The sequence below is a fragment of the Rhizobium sp. BR 362 genome, from assembly GCF_036528765.1.
Classification (GTDB): Bacteria; Pseudomonadota; Alphaproteobacteria; order Rhizobiales; family Rhizobiaceae; genus Rhizobium.
Window position 1 is genome coordinate 149529 of the sequence record NZ_JARWGH010000008.1, and the last position, 23555, is coordinate 173083.

General features: G+C 58.3%; 20 protein-coding genes and 6 pseudogenes. 10 read left to right on the top strand and 16 right to left on the bottom strand.

The genetic code is table 11. The features are described from left to right. Positions 1 to 22: 22 nt before the first annotated feature. Positions 23 to 349 carry a hypothetical protein gene (locus tag QDY28_RS14440; protein ID WP_331382368.1) on the bottom strand — a complete coding sequence of 109 codons (327 nt, stop codon included), beginning with the start codon at positions 347 to 349 and terminating at the stop codon, positions 23 to 25. 415 nt (positions 350 to 764) lie between these two features. Next, a complete protein-coding gene (locus QDY28_RS14445) occupies positions 765 to 1688 on the bottom strand; it encodes an MYG1 family protein (protein WP_331382369.1) in 924 nt (307 codons plus the stop codon). A gap of 214 nt (positions 1689 to 1902) precedes the next feature. Here QDY28_RS14445 and QDY28_RS14450 point away from each other — a divergent pair, with 214 nt between their 5' ends. Then, positions 1903 to 2715 (top strand): class I SAM-dependent methyltransferase, encoded by an 813-nt coding sequence (locus QDY28_RS14450; protein WP_331382370.1) that lies wholly within the window; start codon positions 1903 to 1905, stop codon positions 2713 to 2715. Between the two features lie 780 nt (positions 2716 to 3495). On the opposite strand, the gene QDY28_RS14455 is transcribed toward QDY28_RS14450, so the two are convergent. The 6 genes and pseudogenes from QDY28_RS14455 to QDY28_RS14480 form a co-directional block, all read right to left on the bottom strand. Continuing rightward, the gene (locus tag QDY28_RS14455; RefSeq protein WP_331382396.1) at positions 3496 to 3789 is read right to left on the bottom strand and encodes a pilus assembly protein; all 294 of its coding nucleotides are present in this window, start codon (positions 3787 to 3789) and stop codon (positions 3496 to 3498) included. Between the two features lie 34 nt (positions 3790 to 3823). Beyond that, positions 3824 to 4051: pseudogene (locus QDY28_RS14460) on the bottom strand (TadE/TadG family type IV pilus assembly protein); the annotation flags it as partial. Further along, positions 4023 to 4526, bottom strand: coding sequence for a TadE/TadG family type IV pilus assembly protein (locus QDY28_RS14465; RefSeq protein ID WP_331382371.1), 504 nt, complete (start codon positions 4524 to 4526; stop codon positions 4023 to 4025). The gene QDY28_RS14465 and the pseudogene QDY28_RS14460, both read right to left, overlap by 29 nt. Further along, positions 4523 to 6133 (bottom strand): hypothetical protein, encoded by a 1611-nt coding sequence (locus QDY28_RS14470; RefSeq protein ID WP_331382397.1) that lies wholly within the window; start codon positions 6131 to 6133, stop codon positions 4523 to 4525. The genes QDY28_RS14465 and QDY28_RS14470 overlap by 4 nt, the downstream gene beginning before the upstream one ends. A 202-nt stretch (positions 6134 to 6335) precedes the next feature. Continuing rightward, positions 6336 to 6398: pseudogene (locus QDY28_RS14475) on the bottom strand (hypothetical protein); the annotation flags it as partial. A gap of 361 nt (positions 6399 to 6759) precedes the next feature. Next, on the bottom strand, positions 6760 to 7440 hold the full coding sequence (locus QDY28_RS14480) for a helix-turn-helix transcriptional regulator (RefSeq protein WP_331382372.1): 681 nt from the start codon (positions 7438 to 7440) through the stop codon (positions 6760 to 6762). 175 nt (positions 7441 to 7615) lie between these two features. Between QDY28_RS14480 and QDY28_RS14485 the strand changes: the two genes are divergently transcribed. The 3 genes from QDY28_RS14485 (at position 7616) to QDY28_RS14495 (ending at position 10164) form a co-directional block, all read left to right on the top strand. After that, a complete protein-coding gene (locus QDY28_RS14485; RefSeq protein WP_331382373.1) occupies positions 7616 to 8563 on the top strand; it encodes a HAMP domain-containing protein in 948 nt (315 codons plus the stop codon). Then, complete coding sequence (locus tag QDY28_RS14490) at positions 8496 to 8738, top strand: chemotaxis protein CheW (RefSeq protein WP_331382374.1); 243 nt, start codon at positions 8496 to 8498, stop codon at positions 8736 to 8738. The genes QDY28_RS14485 and QDY28_RS14490 overlap by 68 nt, the downstream gene beginning before the upstream one ends. Before the next feature lie 754 nt (positions 8739 to 9492). Continuing rightward, positions 9493 to 10164, top strand: a complete 672-nt coding sequence (locus tag QDY28_RS14495) for an AraC family transcriptional regulator (RefSeq protein ID WP_331382375.1) — start codon at positions 9493 to 9495, stop codon at positions 10162 to 10164. Positions 10165 to 10338: 174 nt separating this feature from the next. Here the strand turns inward: QDY28_RS14495 and QDY28_RS14500 are convergent, their stop codons facing one another. Continuing rightward, positions 10339 to 11853 (bottom strand): malonate--CoA ligase, encoded by a 1515-nt coding sequence (locus tag QDY28_RS14500; protein ID WP_331382376.1) that lies wholly within the window; start codon positions 11851 to 11853, stop codon positions 10339 to 10341. 219 nt (positions 11854 to 12072) lie between these two features. Then, positions 12073 to 12372 (bottom strand): annotated as a pseudogene (locus QDY28_RS14505) (Lrp/AsnC family transcriptional regulator); the annotation flags it as partial. Here QDY28_RS14505 and QDY28_RS14510 point away from each other — a divergent pair. Together QDY28_RS14510 and QDY28_RS14515 are read left to right on the top strand one after the other, a co-directional pair. After that, positions 12369 to 12959 (top strand): annotated as a pseudogene (locus QDY28_RS14510) (pyridoxal-phosphate dependent enzyme); the annotation flags it as partial. The pseudogenes QDY28_RS14505 and QDY28_RS14510 overlap by 4 nt on opposite strands. Next, positions 12956 to 13212, top strand: a pseudogene (locus QDY28_RS14515) (Zn-dependent hydrolase); the annotation flags it as partial. The pseudogenes QDY28_RS14510 and QDY28_RS14515, both read left to right, overlap by 4 nt. Positions 13213 to 13390: 178 nt before the next feature. Here the strand turns inward: QDY28_RS14515 and QDY28_RS14520 are convergent. Next, positions 13391 to 14680, bottom strand: coding sequence for an epoxide hydrolase family protein (locus QDY28_RS14520; protein ID WP_331382378.1), 1290 nt, complete (start codon positions 14678 to 14680; stop codon positions 13391 to 13393). Between the two features lie 13 nt (positions 14681 to 14693). Further along, a complete protein-coding gene (locus tag QDY28_RS14525) occupies positions 14694 to 15107 on the bottom strand; it encodes an organic hydroperoxide resistance protein (RefSeq protein ID WP_331382379.1) in 414 nt (137 codons plus the stop codon). Positions 15108 to 15243: 136 nt separating this feature from the next. Between QDY28_RS14525 and QDY28_RS14530 the strand changes: the two genes are divergently transcribed. The 4 genes from QDY28_RS14530 to QDY28_RS14545 all read left to right on the top strand — a co-directional run bounded on the left by QDY28_RS14530 (position 15244) and on the right by QDY28_RS14545 (position 20465). Beyond that, positions 15244 to 16212 (top strand): GlxA family transcriptional regulator, encoded by a 969-nt coding sequence (locus QDY28_RS14530; protein WP_331382380.1) that lies wholly within the window; start codon positions 15244 to 15246, stop codon positions 16210 to 16212. A gap of 185 nt (positions 16213 to 16397) precedes the next feature. Then, the gene (locus tag QDY28_RS14535) at positions 16398 to 17333 is read left to right on the top strand and encodes a sensor domain-containing diguanylate cyclase (RefSeq protein ID WP_331382381.1); all 936 of its coding nucleotides are present in this window, start codon (positions 16398 to 16400) and stop codon (positions 17331 to 17333) included. Positions 17334 to 17525: 192 nt separating this feature from the next. Next, positions 17526 to 19883, top strand: a complete 2358-nt coding sequence (locus QDY28_RS14540) for an Orn/Lys/Arg decarboxylase N-terminal domain-containing protein (RefSeq protein ID WP_331382382.1) — start codon at positions 17526 to 17528, stop codon at positions 19881 to 19883. Positions 19884 to 19904: 21 nt separating this feature from the next. Further along, the gene (locus QDY28_RS14545; RefSeq protein WP_331382383.1) at positions 19905 to 20465 is read left to right on the top strand and encodes a GNAT family N-acetyltransferase; all 561 of its coding nucleotides are present in this window, start codon (positions 19905 to 19907) and stop codon (positions 20463 to 20465) included. Here the strand turns inward: QDY28_RS14545 and QDY28_RS14550 are convergent. The 4 genes and pseudogenes from QDY28_RS14550 to QDY28_RS14565 form a co-directional block, all read right to left on the bottom strand. Beyond that, the gene (locus QDY28_RS14550) at positions 20462 to 21184 is read right to left on the bottom strand and encodes a hypothetical protein (protein WP_331382384.1); all 723 of its coding nucleotides are present in this window, start codon (positions 21182 to 21184) and stop codon (positions 20462 to 20464) included. The genes QDY28_RS14545 and QDY28_RS14550 overlap by 4 nt on opposite strands. 608 nt (positions 21185 to 21792) lie before the next feature. Beyond that, on the bottom strand, positions 21793 to 22557 hold the full coding sequence (locus tag QDY28_RS14555) for an SDR family NAD(P)-dependent oxidoreductase (RefSeq protein WP_331382385.1): 765 nt from the start codon (positions 22555 to 22557) through the stop codon (positions 21793 to 21795). A gap of 10 nt (positions 22558 to 22567) precedes the next feature. Beyond that, positions 22568 to 23332: an SDR family NAD(P)-dependent oxidoreductase gene (locus QDY28_RS14560; RefSeq protein ID WP_331382386.1), complete on the bottom strand. Its 765-nt coding sequence runs from the start codon at positions 23330 to 23332 to the stop codon at positions 22568 to 22570. Positions 23333 to 23346: 14 nt separating this feature from the next. Next, positions 23347 to 23555: pseudogene (locus tag QDY28_RS14565) on the bottom strand (IS110 family transposase); the annotation flags it as partial.

Consider the following 23555-nt stretch of genomic DNA (forward strand, 5'->3'; position numbering starts at 1 on the left):
CGTAAGCCTGGTCGTCGAGATCCTATCTCCCGAACTCTAACCCCTTGTCGGTCGTTGCGACTATATCGACGGCCTGCTTCCTGAATTTTTCCAGTTCAGTCGCCGGATCGGGGATAAGCCTAATCGCATCGTCAAGGATGATCATAAGCCGCGAGGTACTGTCCTTATAATCTGCCTGTGCACGCCTAAAGTCGTCGGTTTCTGGCTTATATTTGATGACTTGATATAGATCGTATCCAAGTGCCATCAACCGCTGGCTGGCTTGCGCCGCCTTAATAGACGCGAAGTTGTCGTGGGCGTTAAAATCGGAGTATCTGTTGTCCGCATCCTTGTAATTGACGGACATCATGGCAAGTCAGCGATCCCCACCGCACATAATGGCAAAACGACGGAAAGTATTTTGTTCTGATATTCAGGTTGGCGAGAAAAGCATATTGTCACCCGGCTATTCCTGATCTGCGCCGCCGACTTTCGCCACATTGGCCATATAATTTCAGGACATCATTTACGCTTTCATAGCTGAAGTCGCTATTTGTGAACCAGAAATTGAGAACTCTTAAACAAAGAAATTAACGTGTATTTTTCATGCGCTTTGTGGATAGTCACTCGTGAAATGTATAACCCGACCGCAAGCGTCGATGCTCGGATGCAAATGCGCTTTGGATCAACTCCGGACAGGCACGGCGTTTCGCGCGCCGCCTCTGGCACCGCGCGCACGCCTCCTTGGCTATGTTGCTTTGCTGATCTCGAGCCTCACACCGATTTCATCCCTGGATCGCCTCCGCAACCGCCAACTCGGCCATGGCGAGCGCGGCCTCGCGGGTGTTGGCGGCAGCGATGAAGCGGCCGCTATGGCAGAAGGTCGCGCCCTCTATGCCGCAAACCGCGGCGAGATCATGGTCGGTCAGGCCTGCCCAGGCGGCGGGCAGGTCTGCTCTGAGTTCAAACCCCTCATCCGCACGGCGGATACCGGTCAGGCACCAATCATTTTCACGCGGGTGAACGACAAACAGCAGGTGATCGGCGCCTGCCTTGACGATGGCTGGGCGGAACGGCATCCCCCTTGGCAGTTCCAGAATGCGGCCGTTGCCTGCATCCAGAATGGCCTGGAGCACGAGCGCCTCGGCCCGCAACTTGGCGGCGCTTTGGGCAATCCTTGCCTCAACAAAACTCCTGGCAATGACAAGGGCTTTTTGGAAGCCGCGATCCTCGGCCTCGGGATTCGTCTCGTCGAAAACCGGCTTTAAGGTTTCCAGCAGCGCGGGCAGCGTGAGCCCAGCCAGCGATCCTGCGATGGAAGGGCTAAGCGCGCCATTGTCAACCAGGTCGATCGGCAGCACGAAACTGGCATCGAAAGAGGCATGAAGCGCCTCGATATTGCCTTCGGGAAGGCCCGACGCCGCAAGATAGTCACGGCCATAATGTTTCCAGATCAATCCGAACGAACTGTAGGGTTGGCCATTCTCCCGCAGCGGTGCGCCGCGCTGATGATGATCGAAGATCCGCTCGGCCTCGTCATATCGGCCGCCGACATCGTAGATGATGCGGTCTTCGCCGGGCGTCGTCCATTCCAGCGCCCTGCTACGGATCAGGCGAGCGTTCGGAAAAAGCCGCGTCAGGATGACACTGGACAGCAGTTCGTCGGCATGAAAGCCGCCGGAATGGGTGACGAGGAAATCTGGGATCATGCGGGAGATGGGCCTTGTGGTTCGCGAAGTGTCGTTTTGGGGTTAGCAGCAGATAGCCATTGCTGCAGTTCATCTCAACCCGCCATCTGCTCGTTCGGGTACCTTGATCAATCGTGACACACCGCACGGCTTATTCGGCAGGGAAGGCTTGATGGCCGACCCGGGCAATCCGTGCTAATCTCGTCAGCCATCGAACGCATAGCGGGTGTCAGCGATGTTGGAAACGGACAAGGTGTTCGCGGGCTCGATTCCGGAAAACTACGACCGCTATATGGTTCCATTGATTTTCGAGGCCTTCGCCGCAGATCTGGCGCAGCGCGCAGCGTCCTTGGCGCCAGGCGCCGTATTGGAAATAGCTGCGGGAACGGGAGTCGTAACCCGCGCGCTGGCGCCCAAACTATCTCCCGATGCACGCTATGTCGTAACCGACCTTAACCAGCCGATGATCGACTACGCCGCTTCGCGGCAAGCTCCCGACAACCGCATCGAATGGCGCCAGGCCGATGCTCTGGCGCTGCCATTTGAAGATGCGACCTTCGATCTCGTCTGTTGTCAGTTCGGAACAATGTTCTTTCCCGACCGCCCGTCTGCCTATCGCGAAGCAAAGCGGGTTCTGAAGCCTAAAGGGCATTTTTTGTTCAGCGTATGGGATCGCATCGAGGAGAATGTATTTGCGGATGATGTGACCCATGCGCTCGCCGAGATTTTTCCGAACCATCCGCCGCGCTTTCTGGCGCGCACGCCGCACGGCTATCATGACCGTGAGCTGATCCGTGCCGAGCTGGAGGATGCCGGTTTCTCGCATGTGGTGATCGAAACGAGAGCCGAACAAAGCCGAGCATCATCGCCCCGCCTACCGGCTGTCGCCTATTGTCAGGGGACAGTTCTTCGCAACGAAATAGAGGCTAGAGAAGCGGGAAGCCTGGAGGCCGCGACCGACTATGTTGCATCCGCGATCGCAGCGAAACATGGTAGCAGCGATGTGGCAGCCAAAATTCAGGCACACGTAATCATGGCGGTGGCCTAAAGCGATCGCGATCTCCGAGATTTGCTCTTGACGTGTTAGAGCCCTGGTTTCGCATGTCGCCGTCGCAAAACCGCTGCACGCTATTGCGCGACAAACCTAATTTCATGCTGCTTCAGATTGGCAAGATTTCGGTACACCGAGATCATATGGTCGCCTAAAAGGCGCGCCGCGCCGCTTGACAGCGTGTGCCCGTGCAGGCGCTCCGTTCGTCCCGTCAGGAAATCCCTGGGTACCAGAAGCGAAATCACGTCATCCGCCTCGACTAGGCTTTCGTTGACTTGCGCAGCATCGACGACGAACAGATCGCCGGCGGTTTTGGTGGGGTTTTGGCTTGTCGACCAGCAAATCAATCGACCCCTTAGCATCAGGCTGAACCGGAAGAAATCATGGCCGTCGATGCGGCAAGTCTTTCCGTTCTGCGGATTTCATAGGCGGGAGCCCGGCCCTGATCGAGCCACTTCCTGCCCGATATGATAAGCGGACCAAGGGGAGCACCGGTTGCCTCCGCATTGAAGGAAATTGAATTCTCGTCCCGCAACTTGCAATCGCAATGATTGTCCCCCACCCAAGCCTGAAATCGATCCTTTTCGGGGAATATCAGGTGGAAAAATTGAAAATCGATATCGAAGGAGTCTGCATCAGCGGACTATATGCTTGGTAGCCACCCGGCTGTTGAGGGTACGCGTGCAGCAACCGGAAAATGTGGTATCAAATTGCCATATAGCGCATTAATTGTGGAAAGCTGGGTCATCGTCTTTGCGGGACCCGCTGTCGGTAGGGTCAATGGTTCGTGTAGCATGCCTGCGCTGTCAAATCGGTTCCACCAGCCATCGAAGACAGAAGATTGGGGAGCACGGTCGCGAACTGATAGGCGATTTTGACCTGCGAAAAACCTTCCAGACCGTAGCAGCTCGCATCCTTGTTGAGCGTGATCGAAGAAGCATCGAGATTGATGAGCCAGCCCGATGCTTTGGTCTGCGCAAAGGCGATTGCCATGGAAGCATTGTAGACCTCCGTCTTCGCATTCGAGCTGCGGGAGGCCCATACATCGGGCAGTCGCGATTGCTGTTTCATGAAGGGCGTGGCTCGCCCAGAATAATCGGCCGAACTCTATAATGCCGAACAGCATCAGGAAGAACAGCGGCGCCACCAGAGCGAATTCCACGGCGCTCGCGCCGGCGCGGGCGTGCCAAAGTCTGCGCAGGTCGCGGATCATTTCGTCTGCACCACCGCGCTGGCATAAATATAACCGTGTTCGGCAAGACCATAGCCGGAAAACATCGGAGCATATGCCTGTTTCGCTGTCATCACGACGTACTTGCCGGCACCGCGCCATCGGGACAGGAGGAACCGCAGGTCTGTTGAGAGCCCCAGTTAAAAGAGGACGCCATGCCTTTTGGGCAATAGCAGGCACCTGTCGGGCCAGGGGTGCCGTCGATCTTGACGATTGCGCCGTCATAGCTGGCCTGCACGCCGTCATTGACGACGACCGAAGCACTTGCGTCGCCTGAGGTGAATTGGCCAGCGATCATGAGGGCGAGACTCTTGGCCAATTGATTGTCGCTCTTGCCATCGATCTGGTCGGAATGGACGATGGCGTAACTCGCATTGTTGGAGATCGCGGCTTCCAACTGAAAGCGGGCGAAAACGAGCGCGCCTATGTCGAAGCTCACGGCCAGGATCAGCGTAAAGATCGGAGCCAGGATCGCGAACTCGATGGCGGCGTTGCCACTCACGTCCTGCTTCAGGGCATTCGCCTGACGAAATATGTTGAAGCTGATTTTCTGCATGATGAACGGACCAAATCTCATTGGATCAAGGCCACCTTCCCGCTGCTGGTGGACAAGGCGCATTCCGAAAGCGCCTGGGAGCCACCCGACAATGAAATGCTCGCGCCGATCAACTGAAGGCAGCCGCCTGGAACATTGCCCAAGGAGCCACCGCCGCCGAAGTCGATCATCCCGTTCGGAAAATAGAATGCGCCAGAAATCTTGCCGACGCCGCCGGAGGTGATCTCTGCGCCTTTGGTATTGCTCGACGACTGCGGACCAATCACCGCCAAATTTGCATTGGAGCCGGATTGAGGTGCGGTAAGAGTGATGGCATTGCCGCCGGTCAGGCAGAATGCCTTTTCGTTGCACTCCCAATCCGAAGGCGTGGCTGTGCCTGAAATGACGATCGTGACGTCGGTTCCGGAAACAGCGACTGAATTGCCGCAACTTGCGCCGCCCGTATTGACGGAGAAATAGCCATCGACCGTGTAAATCCCGGCTCCAAGCTTGGCACCGCCTGCCAAGTTAACGCTGCCGGAAATGTCGTGCTGGGCGCTAGCGGGAATAGTGATGCAACTGCCGCCTCCGCCGCCGTTGATGCCGCCGTCGACGCGGAAACTTCCTGTTCCTGCGTTGGCGTCCGCCATGAAAGTGACCGACCCGCCGCCCAGTGGGATTCCGTTGCTGCCGCTGGACTTGCCGATCGTATAGCTATTGGTCGCGCCCGCTCCGAGTTTCAGGGTAGCACCGTCGCCCGTATAGAAGCCAGCGTCCAAGGTGAAGGTGCTCGGCCCGTCGATGGTAAGTTTCCCCGAGCTGCAGAGGCTGTAACGCGCGTCTCCGCAACTCTGGTCGCCCATGCCGAAATGAAAGGTGCCGGCTCCGAACGTCAGGTCAGCTCCGTAGACCCCCTTGGCAACGTTGAAGGTGCCATCGCCAAAGACCAGCTTTGTGCCGAAATCATTCTGGATGCTGCCCGAGAAGTTGTAGGTCGTGTTCTTGTTTCCGGAAGTATTGAAATTGACCTGCATGTTGCCGTGTACAAGGAGCGAACCGATGCTGATCTTCGAGCCGGAGCAGCTAATGTCCCATTTCGTCGTCCAATATTGATTGTAGTTGGCCGGGTTATAGGTGCATCCTGCGGCCTCGATCGCCGCCGCAGTATCTTTCGGAGAGGAATTGCCGCCGAATTCGATGTCCTGGCCATTGCTTACCTTGGCCTTGCTTGGCCACGAGGCGCTGCGCATTGTGTCAAAACGGCCGGTCAGTTCACTGACCCCATCATTGCCGTCGAGCGGATCGCTGGTGTACTGCTTGGTGATCGGGGCCGAGTTGCCGTCCGATTGAACGATGTTCGCCGTCCAGGGACAAGGCTGCGAAGAACCCTCATCGTAGGTGGCGCTTTTTGCGGTGATCTTCGTGCCGCAGGGGGCAACCAGATTGCTGTTGGAGGCCACATAGCAATTGCTTGCGTTGACCTGCACCCCACCCGACAGGGTCACGCCCGATGCAGACTTGTCCAGGGCGATGATGCAGCCACTCTCGGCAGACCCCAGGGAAGAATAGGCTTCGGCTGCAATATCGAGTTTGGAACTGACGCCCAGAATAGGCGCCAGGAAAAGCGTGTCCGTGGTGGTCACGTTCACATGCACCGCTTGAGCGCGCGCATCCTTGGGGGGAATTCGTCAGCGATACCGTAACATCTGCGGAATCGATACCATTGAGTTCCGCCACCGGAAGCGCGGCGTCCTTCATCTGATCTTCGGAGTTCGTATCGCTGTAGGCAAGTGCGCCGGCATAGGAAGCGAGATCCGCCGTGCGCTGGTTCTGGTCACGCACCAAAAGTCCGTAACCGTATTCGATGGAAAGTGCTGCGAAGCCGAGGACGACCGGCAGGCAAATGGCGGTCATGATGGCGATGCTGCCTTTGCGATCACTACCGAGCGAACAGAAATAACGCAGGACAACTTTAATTAATCGATTCACCGTCTTACTCTAAAAAGGCGTCGGGGCGGGAGATCGACTAGTCCCGCTTTCGAACGCTCAAATGCATGTGTCCCATCTGTGTCTACGGATACGCCCGCCTTCCGGACGGGCCCCGCGAGGCGGATAACTCCGCGCGCCGCACAGTTCAGAGATTTGAGCGGGATCATCCCGCGGCTGCGCACCGCGAGGAACGCACTTGCCCGACCGGGTCCTTGCTGCGGCACGCTGAGCGCACCGCATCGGGACGAAAGTCAATCATAGCGCTTTTGACAGGACCGCCAGGGGGTCAACAAATTCTTAAAAACCAGAACGATGCGTTTCTATGCTGCGTTGTGCGGACAACACAAGCGCAATCGGGATAGTCAGAGTCGCATGCCGCGCGATCAATCAAGCGTTTTCTTATCGCTTCTGCGACCGCCTCGACCCGATTGGACGCTCCGAGCTTCCGGGTCGCCGATTTGAGATAGCTGTTGATCGTTTCCAACGTGTAGCAGGATTGATTTGCGATTTCCTCGCTCGTCAAACCGCGACTGGCGAGCTTCAAGCAAAGCAGTTCGCCTCTGGTCAGGCGAAGATGATCGGCAGCAAACCTATCCATGATGGTTTTGGTGACGGCGCTGTGCAGCGGTTCGACCATCATTGATAAGAACTCGCGCTCGCCCTGCGTGAATGGCCGGGCATTTGTGAAGCAAAGCGCACCATAAACGACCTCGTTCCTACAGAGGGGGAAAAAGATGAAGAACTTGAATTCCTGTTCACGAACAAACGTGAGCTTCTCATTCGCGCGACGAACTACCTGGAGGCGCTTTGTACGTCGCTGAAGCACGACATCGATGCCATGGCGGACCATGCCGTGAACACAGACGGGCGAGCCGTGCAAAAGGCGTGAGGGCTTGCGCGCTCTTTCATCACTAACGAAAAACGATTCAAGGCGCACGGCGGCAGGGAGGAGGCTGCCGACGCTCAAACAGAAAGGATTTCGACTATATCCTTCCTGGCAAACCTCAAGATTGGCACAAAGCTCGCGCTTTCATAAGGTATCGGAATTGTACTGATCGCGGGCATCCTCATAGATCAGCAGATAGCCAGCGGTGAGATCGGTTCGGCGAATGCCGGCGTTTCTCGTGAGCAAACGATTCTCAATGGCATTCAGACTGCCGCCGTATCTCTCGGAAATGCAGGCGGCTTCCAATGAAGTCGGCTCCGGCACGACCGCTCGGAATGTCGAAGCCGCGCTAAACCAGACTAAAACGAGCAGCCAACAGGCCTGGGATGGTCTTGAACAGCCCATCAATATCGCTCTGAAGCCGGATGTCTTGAAAGACATCCGCAATGGCATGCGCGAGTATGAAGGCCTTATCGCAAAGCGAGCCTCCGCTCTGATGGCGGCTATGGCGAAAAGGAATGGTGCTTCCTTGAGCCAGGCGGAGACCGATGCGGCATTGGCGGTCGTACCTGCGGCGGATATGGACCAGGTCATGGAGCGCACGCGCACAGCAACAGAGGCTTCCATCAAGAACGCTCGTCACTTTACGGAGGAAGCAAAAACAGCGTTAGCGGCCGCCGTTTCAAGCGCCGAAACTGTCTCCTTGATCATTGGCGCAAGCGTCATCTTCGTCCTGTTCGCATCGGCGATCGTATTGATGATTGACGTTGCCAAGCCCATGAAGATGATGACCGAGGCGATGCGCCGACTTGCTGACGGCGACACAAGTGTCGATATCGACTTCAAGATGCGCCGGGATGAAATAGGTGCCATGTGTGAAGCCGTTAAGGTCTTTCAACAGAACGCCGTCGCCAATAGGCGTCTGGAGGAAGAGGCGGCCGCCTCGCGCGGTCACCAGGAGGCCGAGCGCGCCGAGGTGCAGCGCCGCACCGAGCAGGAAGCCGAACGGTTGCGCTTTGCGTCCGAAAACTTGGCGTCGCTTTCCAAATCAACGAGGCCTTCGCGCCGGATTTCGAGGCGCCACGCCAGGACTTCAACCGGTCCGTCCGACAGCCGAGCTCGGTGTGCACAGCTCCGTGCACACCAGCCGCAGCGCCATCGTCGTTGCCGAGGTCGGAGAAAGCACGACCGGCCTGGTGGTTGATCGCGTGTCGGACATCCTGTCGATCGGCAATGGACAAATCCAGCCGGTGCCGGACTTCGGCACCGAGTTCGACCCTACTTTCTCGTATGGGATTATCCCACTCGACCACAGCATGGTCTGCTTCCTCAACCTCGATCAAATGTTCGCCACCATCGAACAGGCATCGGCGGCGTAGCGGTTCCGTTTTGTGGGATGGCAAATCTTGTTGCCTACGAAGCCGCAAGCTCCCCGACAATATCGGCCGGCCTGGATATCCGACCGGGGTCGGCGGTTAAGTCTCGCTCACGCTGCGGCGCATCGCGTCGGAGCAGGAGCTCGATGCCGCCGACGGTTGCTTTCAAATCCACGAAAACCGCGTCGCAGCTGCTTTTGCCGAGACCACGGTGCTAAAGATTTTCAGGTCCGCAATCAGGCGATGTACCGCGCCATCAGTCCGCCACGAGGAAAATGCTGCACGTGCGAGCAGATTATTTTGCGCTAAGCGGATATCAAATACGCAGGGCGTATATCGGATTGCTGTACGAAACGACACTCAATCCCACATATGCGGAACCGGATTCGCTGGCGCGCAATCCCTTTATCTATGGATAGGTCTTGGCCGCTTCCAATTCCGCAGGGTAATACTGAGGTACGTAAATCATGTGGGTTTCGGGTTTAAGTTCGACAAAGGGTCCAAGCTCTCCGCATGGCCCGTGACGCAATTGATGATGGAAGCGTTACGCCGAAACGCGTGGATTTCTGCCGAAGACCGGCATTACCACGTCGGGCACTACAGAATCTGGAACGGAAGACGTCATTCCGAAATAAAAGCGAAACTTTCGGACGGACCGGACGTCTTTGTACTCTACATCCCATTTGCGGATACGAGAGCAATAAGAACGAGCGAGAGACAGGACACTTCGAAGCCGACGAGCGTTCTAATATGCGACATGTCAAGCTTCGAGACGCTGACACCCCATGTAGACCTCGGCCATATCGGCATAGCATGCGAAAAGTCCGCCATGATCCGGCAACTGAGCACTTTGCTGGACGCCCCCGTTGTCAACGATATAAGTTTTACAGGTGAAATTGGTCTGACGACCGCAAGAGGCGCCCGGATAGCGATGCTGGGTACCCTCATTTGGAGTTGTCTGGACACAAGCCTTTTTGCCCATCCCCCATCAATGCTCATCGAACACCTATTGAATGCAATGATGATCATGTTGTTGGAAACGGTCCCGAACAACTATTCGGGACGGCTCGCAAAATTAGCGTCGCCGGCGATACCCAAACATTTGAAGAGAGCAATCGAATATATGCACGCCAACGTCGCGTCGCCAATGAACACCGCCGATATCGCAGAGGCGGCCGGCACAAGCATTCGATCGCTACAGGCTGCCTTTCAGCAATTCAAAGGCACGACGCCCCTCAATTATCTGCGGACAATCCGCTTGGAGGGGGCTCGCAACGCGCTGATGGATCCCACCACATCTCTGTCGATCGCGAAAATCGCGCAGAGTTGGGGCTTCTCCCATATGGGGCGCTTCGCAGCGCTTTATCGCAGATCCTTCGGCGAAATGCCCTCCACCGCAACAAAGCAGCGTAAACCCTTCAGCGAATAAGGTAGTCGCTGAGCGATAGCGACGGCTAACCGACCTGCAGTCTCGGCATGTTGCTCTCCAGCCTTCATGTCAATGCTTGCTGGGAGCAGCGCTGCACTGGAAACGGCCGATATTCTCCGTCGAACACACAGCGATGAGGCTTTAAAAACCCTTGCCAAACTCGGGCTCCGAGCATCAATCGTTCACGAACAGACCGGCATACTGCTCGCGCAGCACATTTTTCTGGACCTTTCCCATCGTGTTGCGCGGGAGTTCGTCGACGAACATCACTCGCTTCGGCTGCTTGTAGCGCGCAAGCCGGCTAGCGAGCGCCTTTAGCACTGCGGCTTCGTCGACCGATGCTCCAGGCCGGCGCACCACGACAGCCGTTACGCCCTCGCCAAAGTCCGGATGTGGGACACCGATGACGGCGCTTTCGAGCACGCCCTCGACTTGATCAATCTCCCCCTCGACCTCCTTGGGATAGATGTTAAATCCGCCGGAGATCACGAGATCCTTGCTTCGCCCGACAATGCGGACGTAGCCCCGCTCGTCGATCTTTCCGAGATCACCGGTGATGAAGAAGCCATCCGGCGTGAACTCGGCGGCCGTCTTTTCCGGCATGCGCCAATAGCCCTTGAACACGTTCGGCCCTTTGATTTCGATCATGCCCGTCTCATCGGCAGGCAACGGCTTTCCGGCCGCCGTATCGACGACACGAACCCTCACGCCCGGCAAGGGAAAACCGACGGTGCCAGCAACACGCTCGCCATCGTAGGGGTTCGAAGTGTTCATGTTCGTTTCCGTCATTCCATAACGCTCCAGGATCGCATGACCGGTACGGCTGCGGAAATCCGCGTGGGTGTCGGCCAGCAGCGGGGCCGAACCCGATACGAAAAGACGCATGTTCGCGGCAGCGTCCTTGTCGAGGCGCGGATTTTGCAGGAGCCGCGTGTAGAAGGTCGGAACGCCCATGAGCACTGTCGATCGCGCCATCAGCGAAATGACTTCCTCGGGATCGAACTTCGGAAGCAGGAACATCGAGGCGCCCGCCAGCAGCGTCACATTCGTCGCGACGAAGAGACCGTGAGTATGGAAGATCGGCAAGGCGTGTATGAGCCGGTCGGCCAATGTGAAGTGCCAATAGTCGCACAAGGTCGATGCATTGGAGAGCAGGTTTCCATGCGTGAGCATCGCGCCCTTCGAACGACCGGTGGTTCCGGATGTGTACAGGATCGCCGCAAGGTCATCCGCGCCACGATGGGCTTGGGCAAAATCGTCCGTTCTGCCGTTGGCGATTTCGATCAACGTTCCGCCGCCGTCGGCATCCAGAGTTTCCACGACGGCGCCGTAAACCGCGGCAATCGGTGAAACGGCCTCCTTCGCCGCCGGCGCGACGATCAAAAGCCGAGGTTCGGCGTCGGCGATAAAATATTCCAGTTCTGCCAGCGTATACGCGGTATTTAGCGGAAGGTAGATGGCCCCGCACCGAATACAGGCGAGATAAAGCATCAGGGCTTCGGCACTCTTTTCGACCTGTACGGCGACCCTGTCTCCTGCCTGCACGCCAAGCGCCGAAATCGCGTGCGCCAGGCGAGCAGAAAAGGACAGGGCCTGTCGATAGGTCCATGTCCGTCCGCTTGCCAACTCCATGAAAACCGCCTCGCCCCGCCCCGCATTCCGGATCGCGTCGAACAAATGATTACTCATGATCTCTTCCTCATCGTGTTCCTGATCGCGCCGACATATCGGCGTTTATCGGGCAAGGCGATTTGAGCCGCCGACGGATGAACGGAGCAGCAACAACACGCCCCGTTGCGCCAGCGCCTCGTGGTCCGCGACTATATCGTCGACTTTGCAAAGGTGCATTCACCGTCTTCCTTTTTGACCAGCTTTCCAGGAGGCAGCCACCGAATGCAGGCCGCGCCTTTATGCACGGTCTCGGCGAATATCGAGGGGAACGTTCAGGCCAACCTTCACCCTGTCCATGGTGACGAAGCTGCGGAAGCGCTTCACGTTGTTGTTGGCGAAGAACAGACGTCTGGTCATGGCCTCGTAGTCCGCCATCGTCCGGACGACGACCAAGAGAATGAAGTCCACCTCACCGGTGACGTAGTAGCACTGCTGCACCTCGGGCGCTTCGCTGAAGGCCTTCTTGGCCTGATCATGCATGTCCTGATATTCGTTATTCATCTCCACTTCCACGAACACCGTAATTTCCTGGCGAAGAGAAGGGCTGGATCACCGTGTCAGACACGTCCTGGCCCGGCTACGAGCGCATCCCCGGCCTTGTCATGCAAGGATACACCGCCCTCCTCAGCGAAGCGCTTCGGCAGATGCCGGAGCCGCCGACCCATGTGTTCGTTCAGGCCGGCGTCGGAGGTATCGCCGCGACCGTGGCCGGCCATTTCTCCGTCCTTTTCGGGGACGCTCGCCCCTGTTTCATCGTCGTCGATCCGTCTCGCGCAGCCTGCCTTTTCGAGACCGCATGTGCTGGCCATCCGGTGAGGGTCGAGCATGGCGAAGCCACGGTGATGGCGATGCTCGAGTGCTATATCGCGGCCATGAAGCTTCTGGCCAATCCTAAGGGTTCCGACCCTGCGATGATTGCGGGCGAAAGCGGCGGCGTCGGGCTTGCCGCCCTTCTGAATTTGGCCTCCGACAAGGGACTGCGCGACAAGATCGGTCTCGGCGCGACATCGCGCATATTTCTGATCAACACCGAAGGCGCGACCGATCCGGACCTCTATCAAAAGCTCGTCGGAGCAACGCCGTCGGAAGTGCTGTCGAGGAATGCAGAAAGGATCGCAGGATGAGCGTCAACTCGATCAATCCCGAACGGCTGCTTGGCCGGCTGGCGGAACTCGGCAACATCGGCCGCGATGGCCCGGTCAACTCACCCGTCTCGCCGCCACGGACTCCGAAAAGCTGGGTCGCGGCAAGTTCGTCTCCTGGATCGAGCGGGCTGGGCTAGAACTTGCCGTCGACCGCATCGGCAATATTTTCGGCATATGGAAGCCCGTCGGCGTTGCCGACGAGACTCCGCTCATGCTCGGCTCTCACACCGATATCGATGGAGACAAGGTCGCCGGTGCAGGCGCCAAGGAAGAAGCCGGTGAAGCGCAGCTTGGATGGGTCACGCACCCTCGGCCCAATTGTGAAGGAGCCCTGCTCGTGACCTCGATTGATTTATGAAGACCTCATGTGTGAGGCCTTCATAAATTCCTTGGCGGCGGAATGAGCCGCTTCAACGCAGCGTCTGGAAGGTCGCGCGCAGTTCCGCGGTCAGGAGCTGCGGCTGTTCCCAGGCGGCGAAATGGCCGCCTTTCGGCAGACGATTGTAGTGAACGAGATGCGAATAGGCCTTGCGAGCCCAGCTTTCCGGCGCGGTATAGATCTCGTCGGGGAACGCGCTGACGCCCATCGGTAACTCGACGCCCTTCGGTTGGAAGAAGGCAAGCTTGCTCTCCCAATACAGGCGTGCCGAGGAGACGGCGGTGTTCGTCAGCCAATAGAGGGTGATGTTGTCGAGGATATCGTCTCGCGTCAGTCCCTCGTGGGCGCCGTCGAAGACGCGCGTGATCAAATCGCGGCTGCGATCATCGTGGTCGAGCATCCAGGCTGCCAGTCCGATGGGCGAATCGGCGAGTGCATAGAGCGTCTGCGGCCTGTTTGCCATTTCCTGCGCATAGCCGAGCCCATGCTTATAGAAAAATGCGAGCTGCTCCCAGGCGTAGCGTTCGTCGGCCGAGAGGTCTGCCGGCATGGGGCCACCGGGCAGAAGCTTGGCGATGTCGCCTGGAATGGTGGCCGGCATGTTGGTGTGAACGCCGATCAATCCTGCCGGCTTGAGGAGCGCCATCTGCTCGGTGACCGCATTTCCCCAATCACCGCCCTGGGCGACGTAACGCGTGTATCCGAGACGCCGCATCAGTTCGACCCATGCTCGCGCGACATGCTGAGGATCCCAGCCGGTCTTGGTCGGCTTGCCGGAGAAGCCGTAGCCGGGAAGCGACGGTATGACGACGTCGAAGGCATCCGCCTCGGTCCCGCCATAGGCGGTCGGATTGGTCAGAGGGTCGATGATCTTGAGCTGCTCGATGACGGAGCCCGGCCAACCATGCGTAATGATGACCGGAAGGGCATCGGGATGCTTCGACTTCACATGGATGAAGTGAATGTCGAGCCCATCGATCTTGGTGATGAAGTTCGGCCGAGCATTGATTGCCTTCTCGGCCTTACGCCAGTCGTGGTGGTTCGCCCAATAGTCAGCAAGCTTCTTCATCGTGGCGAGGTTCACGCCTTGCGTAGCGTCGCCAACGGTCTCGCGTTCCGGCCACTTGGTCGCGCGTATACGCGCGTACAGGTCGCTAAGCGACACCTTCGACGCTTCGAAACTGAAGGGGCGAATTTCCGCGTCGCCTGCCGCGGCGGCCGACCGCACCGGCTTAGTGAACGGAATGCTCAAAGCGACCGCGCCGACCAGGGACGACGCGAGAAAGTTGCGGCGATCAATCTTGGTTTCGGTAATGGACATTTTGGGTCTCCGATCAGGCCAGCATGACAGCGGCTACGATCCCGCCGCGGACCATCTTCGAATAAGGGCAGATTGCGTGGGCGCGGTCAATCAACGCCTGCGCGGCCTCCCGTTCAAGCCCCGGCAGGCTGACGGCGAGCCGAGCGCTGATTGAGAAACCTTCGATCTCGTCGATGTTGAGATCGACTTCCGCATCGACAGCCGTGTCGACCGGCAGAGTGACGCCGACCTCTCCCGCAGCGTGGGCCAGTGCGCCTTCGAAGCAGGCTGACCAGCCGGCGGCGAACAATTGCTCAGGATTTGTGCCGGGCCGTTTCGAGCCTGGCGTGCCAAGCCGAACGTCGATCCGGCCGTCTGCGCTGCGTGCCGCGCCTTCGCGGCCGCCGACGGTATGAACCTTTGCAGTGTAAAGGGTTTTCATTGGCATGGCTTTCCATCCTTTTCTGTGAGGACGTGCCGGCTCGAATTCGACGAGCTGCACGCTTGCAAAAAGGATGTGGGGTTGCAGTGCCACGGCACAAATGTCATATATACGACGATTTGAGACATTCACGGTGAGAACGATGCAAACCATCGGTTTCCTTGTCTATCCAAGCTTCCACATGCTCTCTCTGGGTGCGCTGTCGGCGTTCGAATTTGCCAATCGCGCCATGCCGGAACCGGTCTATGAGGTCGTGACTGTGTCGATGACCGGGGGGCTCGTTCGCAGTTCCATAGGTGTGGGTGTCGACAGCGTCGAACTGCGCGAACAGAGCTTCGATACGCTTATGATCGCGGGAGGTCCGACGATCGTTCCGCCGCCACCCGAGCTGATCGAACACATGCGCGACGCGACCAGTCGTCACCGCCGGGTGGTTTCGACCTGCACCGGCGCCTTCGTCCTGGCCGAAGCAGGTCTCCTCGATGGAAGACGGGCGACGACGCATTGGTTCTACGCTCGCGAACTCGCCGAGCGCTTTCCGCAGGTCAAGGTCGAGCAAGACCGCATCTTCATCGTCGATGGTCCGATATGGACCTCTGCGGGCGCAAGCGCTGCGATCGATCTGGCGATTGCGCTCGTAGAGCAGGACCATGGCGTGGAAATTGCGCGCTCGGTCGCACGCAAGCTGGTCGTCTATCACAGACGACCAGGGGGACAGTCGCAGTTCTCCGAGCTTCTTGACCTCGCGCCAAGATCTGATCGCATTCAGCGCGCGCTGACCTATGCACGGCGCAACCTGCAGACGGAACTGTCCGTGACCGCATTGGCCAAGGTGGCGAGCCTCAGTCCGCGTCAGTTCAGCCGGGCGTTTCTGGCGGAGACCGGACAGCCGCCTGCGAAGGTGGTGGAGCGCCTTCGCGTCGAGGCGGCACGGCTGATGATGGAGCAGAGCCGCCACCCGATCGAGGTCATCGCCCGCCAGACGGGATTTGCCGACCGCGACCGCATGCGGCGAGCTTTCCTGCGCGCCTTCGGACAGCCGCCGCAGGCTATCAGACGGAGCGGACGAAGCGATCCGATCGATATCGCCGCGAGCGCAATCGAGGCCTAGGTATTAGACCGCTTGGTGCCTGTCGCTTCGAAACCATTCGAAGAATGCATGAGCAAACAGGGGTCTACCGGCGCACTCAAGCTTGACCTGGTCATCGTTCCACCACAAACTTCTAACAGACGCTGCGGGGGCTTCAACGTCCGGCTTCATCGGAACGTCCAACCAGGATTGTCAAAATCGATCGAATGGATAACGACATCAGCCGACTGTTTGAACTGTTCGAGACCACTCCTGTTCTCGTAGCTGCCTACGATGAGTTCGACCGATTGCGCTATGCAAATAAGGCGTTTCGGACGGCCTTTTTCATAGAGCCGGATGCGACACCGTTCTGGCCAGATCTGATGCGGCGGAATTTCAATGCGAAACGCGGGACCGTCATCCACGCCGCAGACTTTGAAGAATGGCTGATCTCCACTCAATCTCGCCGCGGGAAGACTGGCTTCAGAGCCTTTGAGACCGATCTTGTCGACGGACGCTGGCTTTGGATGACCGAGATGGTCCAAAAGGATGGCTGGATGCTTTGTGTCGCCAGCGATGTGACGGCTTTGAAGGCAAAGTCGCGCGCCGTCCGGCAGGACCGGGATCTGGCGATAAAGGCCTCTTATACGGATGAACTGACCGGTATTGCCAATCGCCGCTTCGTCACCGCGCGCATCGAAGACATGTTGCAGCCACGAGGAGATGCTGAGCCATTGCTTGGCTGCCTCTGCGTCCTGGATATCGACCGCTTCAAGAGTATCAACGACCAATTCGGCCATCAGATCGGCGACCTGGTGCTCAGAGATTTCGCAAAGCGGGTTCACAACCTGGTCCGGCGCACGGACTGCTTTGGACGGATAGGCGGGGAAGAGTTCGTGCTCACACTTCCATCCACGCCCATCGCTCAGGCACGCTTGATTGTCGAACGGATGCTCGTTTCCGTTCGCAAAGCAAGGCCGCTGCAGGAGCATCCAGATTTTCAATATACATTTTCGGCAGGTCTAGCGTGCGCCCAGCCGGGTGACACAGCCCTCAGCCTTTATGCCCGCGCGGACCGGGCACTTTATATGGCAAAGCTTGGCGGCCGCGATCGAATTCATGCAGATGATTCATCTGACGATCGATCCGCCAATGCGGGATGAGGCAATAACCTCTTTCGATAGCGTCCTCTGACGCAGCCAAGAGCATTCACCGCGCCTGCTGGAGATATGAAGGGAAGTTCCGGTATCCGACAGGGTGCCATTCTGTGCGGTGTTTCGGGCATTCGATGCTTTGTCACATCCATGTCATGAAATGCGTCGACACGTCGTGCCAGATCAAGAGCGGGTACCCAGATGGATTATTTCAGACGTTTCAACTTTCTATTCGCAACGCCAGCCTTTGACAGCGAGGATCTGGAGGGCGCCCGCTACAACCAGATCATCGAGGAGATCGAGCGCTCCGGCTTTGAGGTGGTGCGCGCGCGCAATCTCGAAGATGCGGAGATCGCCGTACAGACGGACGCCGCCATCGGCTGCATGCTGGTCGACTGGGGCAAGAAGGGGCTTGAAGGCAAGACTGCGTCTCTCATCAACCTGATGCGTCGGCGCGGCCTGGAATTCCCGATCATCCTGCTGATCCGGCGCAAACGCTTCGAGGATGTGCCGGTCGAGGTTCTCGATTTCATCGACGGCTATGTCTTCCTGTCCGAAGAAACGCCCGCTTTTATCGCCAAGAGCCTCATCAGCCGGCTCAAGCAATATGCCGAGACGCTGAAGACGCCGTTCTTTGGCGCGCTGGTCGATTATGCCGAAGAGGGCAACCACCTCTGGACCTGCCCCGGGCACAATGGCGGCATCTTCTATAGCCGCAGCCCCATCGGCCGGGTCTTCATGGAGCATCTCGGCGAGGCGGTGTTCCGCGACGATCTCGACAATTCCGTGCTCGATCTCGGCGACCTGCTCACCCACGAGGGTCCGGCGCTTGCCGCACAGAAGGAAGCCGCCAAAATCTTCGGCGCCGAGAAGACCTATTTCGTCCTGAACGGCACCTCCACCTCCAACAAGGTCGCACTGTCAGCGCTCGTCACCGATGGCGACCTCGTGCTGTTCGACCGCAACAACCATAAGGCCGCCCATCACGGCGCCTTGATGATCTCCGGCGGCATTCCGGTCTACTTGCCGACCATACGCAATCTTTATGGGCTGATTGGTCCCATCGATTTTGCGACCATGGACGAGGATGCGCTGAGAGAGCGCATCCGCACCCATCCGCTGGTGAAAGACCCTGAGGCCTACAAGAAGGCCCGTCCCTTCCGCGTCGCGGTGGTGGAGCAATGCACCTATGACGGCACCATTCACAATGCCGAGATGATCCTGAAGCGTATCGGGCATCTGTGCGACTACATCCTCTTCGACGAGGCCTGGGCGGGCTTCATGAAGTTTCACCCGCTCTATGCCGGCCGTTTCGCCATGGGTCTTACCGACCTCGGCCCGGACGCGCCGGGCATCATCGCCACCCAATCCACCCATAAGCAGCTCGCAAGCTTCTCGCAAGCCTCCCAGATCCACATGAAGGATCGGCATATCACCGGCCAGAAGCGCCGCGTGGAGCACCGTCGCTTCAACGAAAGCTTCATGCAGCACGCCTCGACATCGCCTTTCTATCCGCTGTTTGCCTCGCTGGATGTGGGCGCACAGATGATGAAGGGCCGCTCCGGCGAAGTGCTCTGGGACGACACGATCCGCCTCGGCATCGAGCTGCGCAAGAAGATCCGCGCAGTGCGCCGCGAATTCGAGGAAAAGGAACATCGCCCCGAGCGCCGCTGGTTCTTCGAGCCGTTCGTGCCCGATCGCGTGGCGATCCCGGATGTGTCGAGCCCCGGCGCGGTGCATGACGTGCCATGGGAAAGCATCGCCACCGATCAGCTCGCCACCAATCCCGCCTTCTGGCACCTGACGCCCGGCGCGGCATGGCACGGCTTTTCCGACATGGAACCGGGCTTTGCCATGACCGATCCGAACAAGCTCACCCTGCTCACCCCCGGCTTCGACCGGAAAAGCGGAAAATACACCGAACATGGCATACCGGCGCCTGTCGTCGCGCAGTATCTGCGCGAGAACCGCATCGTTGCGGAAAAGAACGACCTCAATTCGCTGCTATTCCTTCTCACCCCGGGCGTGGAAGCCAGCAAAGCCGGCACCTTGATCAGCGGCCTCGTCGCCTTCAAAAAACTCCACGACGACAATGCGCTGCTGGAAGAGGCAATCCCGGAATTCTATCGCCGCCGGCCGGGCCGCTATGCCGGAGTGCGGCTGCGCGATCTCTGCATGGACATGCACAATTTCTTCCGCCAAGCCGACGTCAGCGCGCTTCAGACAAAGCAGTTTTCTGCCGAGCACCTGCCCCCGTTGGCCATGTCGCCCCATGATGCCGCGCGCTGCCTGGTTCGCAACGACGTGGAATATCTGCCGATCGACGGCATCGCCGGTCGCATCGCAACAACACCGTTCGTCGTCTATCCTCCGGGTATCGCCACCATCGTGCCGGGCGAACGCCTGACGGAAAATGCAAAGCCCATGATCGACTATCTCAAGATGTTCGAGACCTGCTTCAACACCTTCCCCGGCTTCGAGGTGGAGATTCAGGGCGTTTATCGCGAGATCGATGCATCCGGCCGCATCCGGCTCTATACCTACGTCGTTGCGGAATAGGCTGGGAATTCAGGTTCGGTCATGAAGCAGGAGAAGACCATCGTCATTCGCCCGTCCCGGGAGACCGACGTCGATGCCATGTTGGCGATCTATCGCCGCCATATTCGCCGCGGCATCGAGGCTGGGGTGGACGATAGCGACACGCCGCAACCGGACGATCTGCGGGAGCGGCGCAAGAATTTAAAGGACCGCCGTTTCCCGCATGTCGTTGCGGTCGAAGGTGAGAAGGTCGTGGGCTATGCCTATGTCGTGCTGTTCCGCAAACGCCCGGCCTATCGTTACACCGTCAAGCACTCGATCTATGTGCATCACGATCATGTCGGCCAAGGTGTCGGGAGCCTGCTTATGCGCGGGTTGATCGACGCCTGCGCGGCGGCCGGCTTCCGGCAGATGATCGGCTATATCGACGCCGATAACGCTGCTTCGCTCACCCTGCACGAACGCTTCGGCTTTGTTCGCGTCGGCCTGTTGCCGGCGGTTGCCTATCGTTACGGCCGCTGGGCCGACACCGTGATGGTCCAGCGTTCGCTCGCCGCCGGCTCGACCACCCCACCGCCACCGCCGCCGCTCTCCACCCGCTAATGGAAGCGGTCGGCCTGCCATTCGGATGCGATCTGTTCGTAGGCGGCATCAAGCCACTCACCGTGATTCGCGCGCCAGAAACTATCCAGATCGCTGTTCCAGACAGACTGGTGATTGCTGGGTTTGTTTGTCCATGTCAGCGATTTACCGTGCGATTTGTGAACGATTTCGTTCACCTGATGCGATGTGATCGCATGGCCGAGAGTATTTCCCAGCGCGATGATATGATCCGGCTCCCACAAACGTTCGTAGATGAATAGGTTATCTTTTCGCCAGGACGTAAAAGAGGCATAGGTCGAGAAGAATTCGTCGGAGGCACTGGGGCCAAACCAGCGCGCCCAACTCAGGAAATTGTCGCGCGGATCGCGGATGATCGTCACGGTCGTCATACCGCGCAGCAGCGCACGTTTGTTCCAGCACACATGACCATGGACAACGATCCGGGATGGAGCACCATGCAGGAGCCTGGAGACATCGTTATATCCCTGAACCTTGGGTGTATTCTTGAGGTAATTGTCGAAGTTTCTCTTCGCCTGCTGCGACAGGAAGATCGATTCTTCGTTGTAATTTATCCGACGAGCGTAACAGGGCTGGTCCTTGGGCAGGGCGCGCACGAATGCATATTTTTCAAACCCTATGGCTTCTACCGCCTGCAGAAGCGCATGCGTGCCCGATTTTGGCGTGCCGTTACAGATAATCGGTGATGCAATGGTCATCATACCTCCATCCTTCTGGCTAGAGCGCCCTTCACTCCGGCCGGATCATGTTCTGGGCGATAGGGATATGATCTTTCATCAAGCTTTAGCGTGCCTTGCGCACAAGCTTGTGGAAGCTATGCAAGGACATCAGCGAACGGGTCTTCAGTCGCATTGGAAGCGGCGGTCCCCCGGGACGAGATTTGCCGTCCGAGAGTGAGGAGGACCTTTTTTAATGCTATACTTCCGCGGAACGCCGGCATTCTTACGATTAAGCGCCAAACGAATTAGCGGTTCTTATTGGGGGAAAAGACGATGGAGATGCCAATATTCGTTCGCCTTCCGCTCGCCTTTGCCGGAATGATTGCTGGGCATTTTGTTTCCCGGGACAGCGTGCGCTTCGACCTTCTGCAGACGGGTATTGCACTTGTTATGCTGGCTGCTTTCATAATGTTTCTTATAGCTGCTCCGTCGATCTGGCGTGCGCTTCGAAGCAGGCGCCCACCAGACAACTCGCCCCAATGAGACGTCCTGGCAGCGGGGACGCGGCAGACCGCAGCGGCGCGGGAGCGCTGGCGCCGACGACGGCGCCGCTCTCCACCCGCTGAAACGGGATTTGCAATCACGGCTCGTTACGACACAGGAAGCGGCAATTTCTTGGTCCGACCGCCATCAACGACATAAACCTGCCCTGTCACAAAACCGCTTTCATCCGAGGCAAGCCAAACCGCAAGATTGCCTATGTCCCGCGGCTCGCCCAGGCGCCCGACCGGGTGCATGATGAGGAGTTCACGACGCACGCGGGCGCTGTCGGGCAGACTGTCGATATAGGTGTCGCTGAGGTCCGAATTGATCCATCCCGGCGCGATCGCGTTGCAACGGATTCCATCGCGGCCCTGATCCACGGCGACGGCAGCGGTAAACCCGTGGATACCTGCCTTGGAAGCGGAATAGGCCAGATGACCCGGGTTGGAACCTAGTCCCTCGATCGAACCGATGTTGATGATGCTTCCGCCGCCGCGCCGCCGCATATGGGGAACCGCCATCTTGGTGAGAAGAAAGGGCGCTTTCAGATTGATGGTCATCATCTGATCCCAATCCTCTTCGGAGGTCTCCTCCACGGTCTTTTCGAACATGATCCCGGCATTGTTGACCAAAATGTCGAGGCCGCCGAACCGCTGGACGGTCCATTCGATCGCCTTCGCAATATCGAACGACCGGGAGAGATCGGCTTCCACGAAGAACGTTCGATCGTTAAGCATGTGTTCCGACGGCGCATTGCGTTGAACGATCACTACCGTCGCGCCTTCTTCGACAAAGCGCGTCGTGATGCCCGATCCTATGCCTCGGCCGCCGCCTGTTACGACGGCAACCTTATTTTTGAGTCTGTCAGCCATTCCTGCCTCCTCAGTAAACGGGCTTCGCGCCGTTGACTTCTATCGCTGTCCCCACGATGTAACGGCTCGCATCGGAGGTCAGGAAGCTCACGACGTCTGCAATGTCTTCCGGCTCGGCAATCCGCCCCAATGGGACGGTTCGGTTCAGTTGCTCGATCGCCGTGTCGGGATCAAATCCGCGGCGTATGAAGCCGGTGCGCAGCATCGGCGTGTTCACTTCATTCGGGCAAACCGCGTTGACCCTTATACCGTCGCCGGCATGGTCGCGCCCAAGGCATTTCGAGAGGCTCGCAACTGCTGCCTTGCTGGCGCAATAGGCCGGATGGCCAGGCCCGGGATAGAGACCCCAACAAGACCAGATATTGACGATCGATCCTCCGCCATGATCCTTCATGGAGGCAATTGCCCGCCGGCAGGTGTAGAAAATCGCGGTGACGTTTATGTCCCACGTCCTTTCCCAATCTTCGTCGCTTGTTTCAACGATGGTGCCACGCGTAATAATCCCGGCGTTGTTGACGAGTGCATCGAGCCGACCCGTCGTTTGAACGGCGAAATCGATCAGTTCTTCACAATAGGCCTTCGACCTGAGGTCGCCGGCTTTTGTCCAGACCGCAGGACCGTTTCGATTGAGATTGGACGCGACGTCCTCCAGAGCTTTTGCGTCCGCGTCGCCCGCAATCACGTTGAAACCCCGCTCGACGAACTGCTTCACGAGGACCCTGCCGATGCCTCCCGCTGCACCTGTCACTACCGCCGTCTTCTCGCTTTCGGTCATCCTTGTTCCTCCTCCTATGATGATTGTCGAGCCGGATTTTCTTTTCCGGCGATGATGAAGTTTGGAAAGTCCTCGAAGACCCATCCGTTTTTCAGGGTGTCGAAGATAATGGTGAGCAGCTTGCGGGCTGTGGCGATGATGGCCTTTCCCGGGCCACGCCGGTCCTTGATGCGCCGGTAGAAGGCATTGAGGTAACCCGAATAGCGGATTGCGGTCAGCGTGC